Origin of the sequence: Spirulina subsalsa FACHB-351 (assembly GCF_026130165.1) — a bacterium.
Classification (GTDB): Bacteria; Cyanobacteriota; Cyanobacteriia; order Cyanobacteriales; family Spirulinaceae; genus Spirulina_A; species Spirulina_A subsalsa_A.
The window spans coordinates 1-9,669 of the sequence record NZ_JAIHOM010000159.1 but is presented as its reverse complement, the minus strand read 5'-3'; the positions used below and the strand labels follow the sequence as shown (position 1 = coordinate 9,669).

Genomic DNA, 9,669 nt, shown 5'->3' with positions numbered 1-9,669 from the left:
ACGGTAGGGCATACCGGAACTCACGCTTGGGGAGAGATTCCCTCTGGCTTGGTTGGATACGTCCTGCCAAGTTAAGGAAACTCGTTGAACCAAGAATCCCTCGCTTTTAGCGATGGGAGTGTCAAATTTCTTTGCATTTCTTCATAAAATAGAAAAGGAGTTGTCATTAGGAGGGTCAATGGCGAATATTACATTCATCAATGAACAGAAAGAAGTGATTGCCGCCGATGGGGCAAATTTGCGTGAAAAAGCCTTACAGAATGGGGTTGACCTTTACACCTTAAAAGGCAAACTCATGAACTGTGGAGGATATGGGCAGTGTGGAACTTGTATTGTGGAGATTGTTGAAGGGTTAGAGAATTTATCGGAGCCCACAGAGTTTGAACAACGGAAATTGAAGAAAAAGCCTAGTAACTATCGTCTGGCCTGTCAAACCATTGTCAATGGGCCTGTGAGCGTCAAAACAAAGCCTTGATTCCCTAAGCCCCAAGGATGGTATTCTAGGATTGAGCAGCCCTTGGCTGGTTGTTCGACCTGTTCTCATGTAAACTTTGATAAAAGTTCCGTTAGGGGCGTAATTACAATGCAAGTTAATGATCTTGGTTTTGTTGCCAGTATTTTGTTTGTCTTAGTTCCTTCTGTCTTTCTGGTCATTTTGTATATTCAAACGGCTAGCCGAAACAGTCAGAGTAACTAACTCGGGCGGGAATTGCCGCCTAGGAAGGACAAAACACGGACTAAAAAACCTACCGACTAAAAAACCTACACGAAGCGATTTAAGCTAGTGTAGGTTTTTTAGGGTAATAGCCAATAGGGGAAGGGTTTAAGATCCCGTGGCTCTTATTCTTCCTCGTCTGCTTCTGCTTCTGCTACGGTTTCTGTCGCTCCTGTGATGCCAATGGCTGCCTCGGGGGTGATGTACATGGCATCTCCAAAGGAGTAGAAACGGTATTGTTCGGCGATCGCTTCTTCATACAACTTTAACAGGCGTTCCCGACCCAGCAAGGAACTGACCAAGATCAGCAAACTGGAACCGGGGAGGTGGAAGTTGGTGATCATGCCGTCCACTACTTTCCACTCATAGCCGGGGTAGATGAATAAATCTGTGCGATCGCGGAACGGTTCGACTAAACACCGTTTCGCTGGAACCGCCCCACTGACACCTTGAGCCGTGGCCGCCCCCTCTAAAGCGCGCACCACCGTTGTTCCCACCGCAATCACCCGACCGCCAGCCGCTCGGGTTTCCTGGATTTTCTGCACCGTTTCGGCATTAATTTCCAGCCATTCCGAGTGCATTTTGTGCTGGTTAATTTCCTCTACTTCCACCGGGCGGAATGTTCCTACCCCAATATGGAGAGTAATGTTGGTCATCGAAACACCCTGATCGGCGATTTTTTCCAGCAACTCCTTGGTAAAGTGGAGTCCGGCTGTGGGAGCCGCGGCCGACCCTAATTCCCGGGCATACACCGTCTGATACTGGTCTGCATCGGCTTCTGTTGCCGTGATATAGGGCGGTAAAGGCACATGACCCACTCGCGCCACTAAATCAATCAAAGAAGACCCATCCGGCACTTGAAACTCTAATAACCGCCCTCCTGTGGCATCATCCCGTTCAATCACCCGCGCCCAAATTGAGGGGCTATCGGTTCGGCCATCATCGGGGGAGAACTTAAAACAAATTTCAGAACCAATCTTAAACCGTTTACCGGGTTTGACTAAGCACAGCCAGCAATTTTCCCGGACTTCATGGAGTAGCAAAATCTCAACCGGAGCCCCGGTGGACTTGCGACCGTATAAACGGGCCGGAATTACACGAGTATTGTTCAGAACTAACAGATCCCCGGGCTTTAACCATTCCACAATGTCCTTAAAGACCGTGTGAACATGGGTTTTGGGGGAATCTACGACTAACAAACGAGAACTATCCCTTGGTACGGCAGGGTTTTGAGCGATTAGCTCTTGCGGTAACTCATATTGATAGCTCGACAGGTATTGATCGATGGTCATTGACGACTAGCAGTGAATGTTGGATTTTACTTGCAATTCTAGGGTACTGAGGAAAACTCCTGAGAGCAAAATTGGGTAAACTTCCCCATATAAATTCGGGTGCATCTCCCCTTCGCTAATAAACCCATTCTGCGTAAGACTAAGAATATACCACCCCATGTAATATTTGGAGAGAGGGAAGAATGTACTACCTCTATTTTCTTGCCAACGCCAGCCTTACTTTAAGAGTTACAGAGTTTCTTCATAATGTTGATCATTTGTCAGTTGGGTTTATAACGGTTATACACCAGATTGACGGTTGGATCGTGCGGGTTAAGCTTAACGATCCTATCACACCCCAGCAACATGGAGATTTCGTCGCCTACATGAACGAATTAGGGATTCCCTATGAACCCGAAATCCGTGTTCAGATGGCACTCTGGAGCTTGGAAACCGGACAATCTCCCATTGACGTGATGAGACGCTATCAAGTAGCGGTTGTTTCTCACGGCGACCCCGATAAGAGTGATATCGAGTCCTTCCGCCGTCAGTTTACTCGCGGTTTGGGCTATTGTCCAGAAACTCTTGCTTAAGACTTTCTGTAGATTTTCTGGCTGTGAACCATCAAATGACCGAGCAATCCACCTCATCCCCCTTGGGTTGAGGTCTAGGAGGCTTGTTGCTCTCGCCCACGTTGCCCCAAGGGGAGGCGGGGGGTTTTGGGCTGTCTAGGGTGGGGCAATTTTGACCAAAATAGCGACGCCCGAACCCCACCTCGCTCAAGGCAGGTGGGGTGAGCTTCATTGGGGTTTACTGTTGCTAGGAATTAGAATTAAGGCCCAGTAGGGAACAGCCACTGAATCCACTTCGGTAATCGGGATAATTTGTTGATTCGGTAAGGTTGCTCGTTCAATGTAAAGGGCGCGTTCCAATAACCCCAATTCCTCCAAAATCCCGCGAACTTTGGAGAAATGGCGGCCTAATTTAATAATGGCGGCTGCCTCGACGAAGGATAGGCGATCGCGCAAAATTTCTGCTTCTAACGTTCCCGGCATGATACTGAATACATCATTTCGATAGGTGATGGGTACCCCCAGCATGGCGGCACTGGCCATCACGGAAGAAATTCCGGGTACAACTTCAATGGAAAAGCGATCGCATAAGCGAGTAAAGATGTACATAAAAGTGCCGTACAACATCGGATCACCCACACACAGCACCGCAACATCTCGACCTAAATTCAACTGTTCGGCAATCTTTTCGGCGGCACTATCATAATGGGGTTGAGAACTGCGCTCTACACTAAAGGGTAACGGCATCTGAATTTCTATCTGGTCTGGCCGAATGAAATCTGTGACGATTGCCCTCGCTAAAACCTTGCCATTTTCCAAGCTAGGATAAGCAATAACCGGGACAGTTGTTAAAATTCGGTGTGCTTTGAGCGTCAGTAATTCTGGATCGCCCGGGCCCACACCTAATCCGTAAAGTTTTCCTAATTGACTCATAATTCGCTCTCTTTTGCTAAGGCATTAACGGCAGCGGCTGCGATCGCACTTCCTCCCCTGCGTCCGTGCAGAGTAATAAATGGCACTCCTCGACTATTAGCCGCCAATTCTAGTTTTGATTCAGCTGCTCCCACAAATCCAACGGGAAAGCCTAAAATTAAAGCAGGTTTCGCCACATTTTCATCGAGCAGTTCTAATAAGCGAAAAAGGGCAGTTGGTGCATTCCCGATTACCACCACCGCTCCCCCTAAATCCGGTCGCCAAAACTCCAAAGCTGCCGCCGACCGGGTATTATTAATCTGACGGGCTATCTCTGGAACTTCGGGATGATTCAGGGTACAGATAATTTGATTATTTTGGGGTAAACGCGCTTTAGTAATTCCCTGCGCTACCATTTGAGAATCACAGAGAATTGATGCCCCCTGCGCCAGAGCCATTCGCCCGATTTTCACCGCATCTGATGACGCTTCTAAATCCTTGGTTATATCGGTCATCCCACAGGAATGAATTAGACGAACCGCCACCTGAGCTAAATCATCTGCTAGATTTTCTAAATTACTTTCAGCCCGAATAATAGCAAAAGATTTGCGATAAATTTCCTCACCATTCCGAATATATTCCATCCTATTTAGTGTTCCCAATGTTTAATGATTGGCTGATTAAAAATTGTTTAATTATGGGTAAAATTTGCAAAAGGTTATCCTCAAGTATTGGGGGATTTAATGTTTCTTGATGATCGGGAAGCATCTCCACAGGAGAATCACCGATATAGACTTGATATCCTTCAAGAATTTCCCCATTTTCCTCAAAAGTCGTTCCTAAAAGTGTAATTTCTGCCGGGCTAGGTTGGGCGCAGGATTTGGCACAACCTGTCAAATGAATATTAACAGGAGAATGGCACGGTAAGTATTTGTTCAAATAATCTACCAGTCTTGCACCATGGAGTTGAGTTTCAGTGGTCGCCTTCCCACAACCCGGTTTTCCACTACAGGCAACAATCCCAGCCTCCCATCCCTTAGAAGCAGATAATCCTAATGCGGTCAGTTTTGGCAACAATTCTGAGACTTTTTCTTGGGGAATATCGGGTAATATAATGCTTTGCCAAGGGGTTAATCTCAACTGATTACTGCCAAACGTTTCCGATAGTTTTACTAATCCCCGGAGTTGAATCGCGGTTAATTGTCCTAATTTTAAAGCTACACCAATATAAGACAATCCGGCTTGCTTTTGAGGGTTAATTCCGAGATAACAATAAGGTTGAGTGGGTAAGGCTAGGTTAGTCCCCGTTTGCTCAAATCTATCTAAAGGATGATTGAATTGAGCGTTAACTTGTGCAAGATATTTTTTAACTCCCCAATCTTCTAACAAGTGTTTCATGCGGGGCTTTTTGCCCTTTATCGATGGGGTTTGTTGGACATAATCGAGATAAACCGTTATGAGGGCTGACAGGACGGCTAAACAGTTTTTTGGCTCAATTAATAAATTGGTATCATATAATTGTTTATCGCCTCCGAGTGCCACTCGAAAGCCCACACTAGAGGTTAAATGTGTCGGATGATTCAGGACTGTTGCTGATAACTGAATCTCATTATAGCGGTGTTCTCGGGCCAGCTTGGAACGAGTACCGATTCCCACAGTCCCCCCCCCATCAATCCCAATGCTAAATTTAGGACTAAGTGCGGCAATGGAGCGATGATTTTGGATAAAACTATCGACTTCTTGAACCAATGGACGAGTATCGATTAATTCTTGACCGTCAATTCCGGCCGTGGGACTGCACATAATGTTACGCAGGTGATCGATACTGGGGTTATGGGCGGCCAACCCCAATTTCTGTAAGGTTTTAAAGTCTTCTAAAGTGGGGGATTTTTGAACGCCGCGAATTTGCAAATTTGCCCGATTGGTAACTTGTAGGGGACTCTGCCACTGTTCGAGTAATGTCGCGATCGCCTTTCCCTGCTCAGAAGTGAGACATCCCCCCGGAGTGCGGATGCGAATTAAGAACCCATCTTGGGCTGGGGTTCCATAAAACAAGCCCGGACAAACATTTGCTTCAACTAACCAATTCACCGTTATTTTTTCTCACAGTTGTTTTCCCCATGCGACGCGGAGCAGTAGTTAGAAAATCAGGTTTTTCTCTACTCATCAACCGCTTGCCATTGGCATTCTGACTCACCAGAAAAAAGGTAAAATGGACGGGTCAGAGCATTTTCTTGTGACTGGATTACAGTTGCGGCACAGTACCGGAATCTCACCGGACTTTCCCAAAGACAAGCTTTAAAATTATACCACTGTTGAAGCTCTCAGCACCTGCAAGGGCGCAAGGTGAAGTATAGGGCGGCTAATCTCAATTGCTCCTCAGTGTACAGATCAGTTCACTTTTTTTACATATGACCACAGATCCCGCTTACAGGTCGAAATGGCTATCAATTGTCGGAATTGGCGAAGATGGTTTAGAGGGGTTAAATCCGGTGGGGCGAAGTCTCCTGTCTCTGGCCTCGGTTATTGTGGGGGGTGAACGTCATCTGGCGATGTTACCCCCGGAAGATCGACGGGAAAAACTGCTCTGGACTTCTCCCCTACAGGATTCGATTCAGGAGATTATTCGCCGTCGTGGTCAAGGAGTCTGTGTTTTAGCCAGTGGGGATCCGATGTGCTACGGGATTGGCGTTACCCTCACTCGCTACATTCCCCTTGAGGAAATGACGATTATTCCTTCTCCCTCCACTTTTAGTCTGGCCTGTAGTCGTTTGGGTTGGTCCTTGGGTGAGGTGGAAACGTTGAGTTTGTGTGGTCGCCCTCCGGCTTTGTTGCATGGGGTGCTTTATCCGGGTGCTAAACTGCTGGTGCTGAGTGCTGATGCACAGACTCCGGCGATCGCATCCCAAATTCTGACCGATCGGGGGTTTGGGGAGAGTCCCATCACGGTTTTAGAACATCTCGGGGGAACCCGAGAACGCCATATTCAAGGCATCGCCAACCGTTGGGACTTTACAGACATTGCGGATTTGAATGTCATCGCCATTACCTGCCTCTCCTCGAATCCCCTCACCCTCCCGCCTCGCCTCCCCGGACTGCCCGATTCGGCTTATCAGCATGACGGACAGTTGACAAAAAGACAAGTTCGTGCTGTTACTCTGGCTGCCTTGGCCCCGTTACCCGGACAACTGCTCTGGGATGTAGGGGCGGGTTGTGGTTCAATTGGTATTGAGTGGATGCGGTGCGATCGCCGTTGCCAGAGTATCGCCATCGAACATCATCCCACCCGATTACAGTACATTGCCGATAATGCAACAGCCTTGGGAACGCCTCACCTGAAAATTGTAGCCGGAAAAGCCCCGCTAGCCCTCCAAGATTTACCCCAACCTGATGCTATTTTTATCGGTGGAGGGATTACCACACCCGACTTATTGGAAACCTGTTGGTCCGCACTAGGGGAAGGAGGTCGTCTGGTTAGTAATACCGTCACAGTTGAAAGTGAATTAATCCTCTTGCAATGGCACCGTAAACTAGGGGGAGAATTGATTCGCCTTAGCATTCAAAAAGCCGAACCCGTCGGTAAGTTTTTAGGGTGGAAAGCAATGGCTCCTGTAACCCAGTGGGCTGTAGTCAAGGGCAGCTAATTCTGAAGTCCTTATGTCTGCTAACTTTGTTCACTCTAGTTAAGTTTCTGTGAGACAAGAATCCCCCGTTAATTGCCTTCCGCAATCTAACGGGGGGAGTGTCAAAGTCTTTTTTCTAACCAAGCTAGGACACTTTTAATATCTGCTACAGTGTCCCCTTCCGGCACAGGTGGACGTTGTATCATGATCACCGTTATTCCTAACTCTCGGGCGGCGATAATTTTGGCGTAAGTTGCCTCACCACCGCTATTTTTACTCACTAGCGCACCAATTTGATAGTCCTGCAAAAGCGATCGCTCAGACTCCAAAGAAAAAGGCCCCCGTTCTAACAATAATTGTCCCGGTGGTATCTTGACCTCCGGTGGCGGAGGATCAATCATACGCATCAAAAACCAGATATCTTTTAAATGGGCATAAGTAGCGAGTTCTTGCCGACCAATGGTGAGAAATATCCGTTTCGCTAACCCCGGTAAAAGATGCGCCGCTCTTTGATGACTTTCGACTTCAATCCAACAATCTCCCGCAACTTTTTCCCAAGCGGGACGACTCAACATTAATCGAGGAATACCACAATCTGACGCGGCTTGAGCCGCATTAAAGGAAATTTGGGCGGCAAAGGGATGGGTCGCATCAATTAGAACATCTATTCTCTCTTGGCGTAGATAGTCCGCTAACCCCGTCGCACCACCGAACCCTCCTCTCCGGGAAGGGGTAGTCATTGTCCTAGGTTCTTTTGTCCGACCGGCCAAAGATGCGATCGTCTCTACCCCCGGAATCGCCTCAATTCTCCCCGCTAAGGCCGCCGCTTCTCCTGTTCCACCTAAAATCAAAACTCTTTTCGGATTCATATCAGTTGAGTTGAGGAAACTTCAGCGCCACAAACTCGGTTTCGCCCCTGCTGTTTAGCCCGGTAAAGGGCCGCATCAGCACGAGCAATTAGGGTTTCTGTGGTTTCGCCGCCAGTCGTGCTAGCAATGCCCAAGCTAGCCGTTACTTGACCGACGTTGGGGTGATTGTAGGCCGCTAAACAAGTGCGCAACTCTTCTGCTCTCTGAGCCACTTCCACAGAGCTAGAGACGGAGAGCAGCAAGATCAAAAACTCCTCCCCGCCCCAGCGTGCGGCTAAATCATTATCGGCAAGGTCTTCCTTCAGGAGTTGAGCCACTTGCATTAAGACGCGATCGCCAACACCATGACCATACTGATCATTAATCGACTTAAAATGATCCACATCAACTAAAACTACCCCCACACAGACCTGCTGACCCACCTTTTGAGCATCCAAGGCAGCCTCAAGGACACGGGTCGCTACGCGACGATTGGCAAGATTGGTCAAGTAGTCAAAATCTGCTGTTTCCGCCTTGAGCTTCGCTGTGGCAAAGGACATCTGTAAGGTTGATACGGCTACAAACACCGCAAGGTAAATCGGATGGGACATGACCACATGGAGCAAATAGGGCAATTTTTGCTCTATTGCGGGCAAAGACCTTTCCTGATAGGAGTTAATCAGAATTGAGATTAGGAAAGAGCCGTAAATACAGCTTGATGCAACTACAGCCTGACGCTTTTTTAGAAAGATAAAGATCAGGGCATAGACGAGGGGAAGCCATTGAGAAAAGGAGACAAAAGTGTAGCCATCGTCTACAGGAAGATAGCCCCAAATAATAGCTTGCATAAAGACAACAGCATATAAGCATATTACGCCAACCGTTCCAATGAGTACTAGGGCGTAGTATTGTGGCCGCCACTGCAACAAGGCTAGAGCAATAGTTATAGAGGGAATCATGATAGGGTAGGCAACCCGATCAACTATATTCACCTCATGTCTTATCAAGGCTTCGATTATCCAAGTAACAGTGAGAGCCAGGTTTAAGAGGCTAAAAAAAACTTTCAGCAACCACGTTTGTAAATCTCGCAGATCTAGCAACAAGTGCATATTATTTGCATTTTTCTTTTCGAGCATGGTCTGCTTTAACAAAAGGTTACGGAATTCCCCTTCCTCGTTCATAGGAAGGTGGGAGATAGCAACTCAAAAACCATTGAGGGGAAGGACTCTATCAAGGCAGTTTCTCCTTTATGAACCACCCACGCCGAATCAAATATTACGGCGTGGGCTTCTTCTCCAGAAACCTGCGAGACAGTAGGGAACAGAGCAAGTGATGTTGGTTGTTCTAGTCGTGGGGCCTGGTAATAACAAGCAGAAAGCTTACTATACAGGGCTTAGACAAAATATACATAATTAGGAATTATCCTGCATCGCTTGGAGAAAAGTGTATCTAAAGTTACAATATGAAAAACTAGCGAACTAATTTTGTATCAATTTTGACTGAAACCTGGTGGAGACGGCGAACAGATATATTTCCTCCCCCCACGAGCAGACTGATTCAGCAAGCCCCACAAAATTAGCAACGGAGAGCAGCACAGACCCATTTATCTGCAATGTCGGGTGAAGACCCTCGGTTTTACCGACGGGATGAAACCCGACCAGTATAGAAACAGCGAAGCACGACTCTTTAGCTAAGGCTCAGGGATCACTCTTAGCATGACAATTTGTG

Annotated in this window: 10 protein-coding genes; 4 read left to right on the top strand and 6 right to left on the bottom strand. The window is 47.4% G+C overall.

All coding sequences use genetic code 11. From position 1 onward, the window contains the following. The first annotated feature begins 178 nt into the window (after positions 1 to 178). Positions 179 to 475 carry a (2Fe-2S)-binding protein gene (locus K4A83_RS20630; RefSeq protein WP_265266584.1) on the top strand — a complete coding sequence of 99 codons (297 nt, stop codon included), beginning with the start codon at positions 179 to 181 and terminating at the stop codon, positions 473 to 475. 108 nt (positions 476 to 583) lie between these two features. Next, a complete protein-coding gene (gene psbM, locus K4A83_RS20625) occupies positions 584 to 697 on the top strand; it encodes a photosystem II reaction center protein PsbM (protein ID WP_265266583.1) in 114 nt (37 codons plus the stop codon). A 143-nt stretch (positions 698 to 840) separates the two neighbouring features. On the opposite strand, the gene queA is transcribed toward psbM, so the two are convergent. Continuing rightward, positions 841 to 2,007 carry a tRNA preQ1(34) S-adenosylmethionine ribosyltransferase-isomerase QueA gene (gene queA, locus K4A83_RS20620; protein WP_265266582.1) on the bottom strand — a complete coding sequence of 389 codons (1,167 nt, stop codon included), beginning with the start codon at positions 2,005 to 2,007 and terminating at the stop codon, positions 841 to 843. 182 nt (positions 2,008 to 2,189) lie between these two features. On the opposite strand from queA, the gene K4A83_RS20615 reads away from it, so the two are divergent. Beyond that, complete coding sequence (locus K4A83_RS20615) at positions 2,190 to 2,579, top strand: hypothetical protein (protein WP_017307281.1); 390 nt, start codon at positions 2,190 to 2,192, stop codon at positions 2,577 to 2,579. Between the two features lie 207 nt (positions 2,580 to 2,786). On the opposite strand, the gene cobI is transcribed toward K4A83_RS20615, so the two are convergent. The 3 genes from cobI to cobG are packed head-to-tail and all read right to left on the bottom strand — an operon-like array spanning position 2,787 to position 5,561. Next, a complete protein-coding gene (cobI, locus tag K4A83_RS20610) occupies positions 2,787 to 3,491 on the bottom strand; it encodes a precorrin-2 C(20)-methyltransferase (protein WP_265266580.1) in 705 nt (234 codons plus the stop codon). Next, on the bottom strand, positions 3,488 to 4,114 hold the full coding sequence (locus K4A83_RS20605) for a precorrin-8X methylmutase (protein ID WP_265266579.1): 627 nt from the start codon (positions 4,112 to 4,114) through the stop codon (positions 3,488 to 3,490). The genes cobI and K4A83_RS20605 overlap by 4 nt, the downstream gene beginning before the upstream one ends. Before the next feature lies 1 nt (position 4,115). Further along, positions 4,116 to 5,561: a precorrin-3B synthase gene (cobG, locus tag K4A83_RS20600; protein ID WP_265266578.1), complete on the bottom strand. Its 1,446-nt coding sequence runs from the start codon at positions 5,559 to 5,561 to the stop codon at positions 4,116 to 4,118. Positions 5,562 to 5,881: 320 nt separating this feature from the next. Between cobG and cbiE the strand changes: the two genes are divergently transcribed. Then, entirely contained in the window at positions 5,882 to 7,114 is a 1,233-nt protein-coding gene (gene cbiE, locus K4A83_RS20595; protein WP_265266577.1) for a precorrin-6y C5,15-methyltransferase (decarboxylating) subunit CbiE, read from the top strand. A gap of 101 nt (positions 7,115 to 7,215) precedes the next feature. Here cbiE and K4A83_RS20590 read toward each other — a convergent pair whose 3' ends face one another. After that, positions 7,216 to 7,962 carry a cobalt-precorrin-6A reductase gene (locus K4A83_RS20590; RefSeq protein WP_265266576.1) on the bottom strand — a complete coding sequence of 249 codons (747 nt, stop codon included), beginning with the start codon at positions 7,960 to 7,962 and terminating at the stop codon, positions 7,216 to 7,218. Then, positions 7,959 to 8,900, bottom strand: coding sequence for a GGDEF domain-containing protein (locus K4A83_RS20585; RefSeq protein ID WP_265266575.1), 942 nt, complete (start codon positions 8,898 to 8,900; stop codon positions 7,959 to 7,961). Before K4A83_RS20585 ends, K4A83_RS20590 begins: the two co-directional genes overlap by 4 nt. Positions 8,901 to 9,669 lie beyond the last annotated feature (769 nt).

What these genes read in the sequence shown, in the direction of transcription:
- K4A83_RS20590 (WP_265266576.1), bottom strand. Translation starts at nt 7,962, where the DNA reads ATGAATCCGAAAAGAGTTTTGATTTTAGGTGGAACAGGAGAAGCGGCG.
- cobI (WP_265266580.1), bottom strand. Translation starts at nt 3,491, where the DNA reads ATGAGTCAATTAGGAAAACTTTACGGATTAGGTGTGGGCCCGGGCGAT.
- K4A83_RS20585 (WP_265266575.1), bottom strand. Translation starts at nt 8,900, where the DNA reads ATGATTCCCTCTATAACTATTGCTCTAGCCTTGTTGCAGTGGCGGCCA.
- cbiE (WP_265266577.1), top strand. Translation starts at nt 5,882, where the DNA reads ATGACCACAGATCCCGCTTACAGGTCGAAATGGCTATCAATTGTCGGA.
- K4A83_RS20605 (WP_265266579.1), bottom strand. Translation starts at nt 4,114, where the DNA reads ATGGAATATATTCGGAATGGTGAGGAAATTTATCGCAAATCTTTTGCT.
- K4A83_RS20630 (WP_265266584.1), top strand. Translation starts at nt 179, where the DNA reads ATGGCGAATATTACATTCATCAATGAACAGAAAGAAGTGATTGCCGCC.
- psbM (WP_265266583.1), top strand. Translation starts at nt 584, where the DNA reads ATGCAAGTTAATGATCTTGGTTTTGTTGCCAGTATTTTGTTTGTCTTA.
- queA (WP_265266582.1), bottom strand. Translation starts at nt 2,007, where the DNA reads ATGACCATCGATCAATACCTGTCGAGCTATCAATATGAGTTACCGCAA.
- K4A83_RS20615 (WP_017307281.1), top strand. Translation starts at nt 2,190, where the DNA reads ATGTACTACCTCTATTTTCTTGCCAACGCCAGCCTTACTTTAAGAGTT.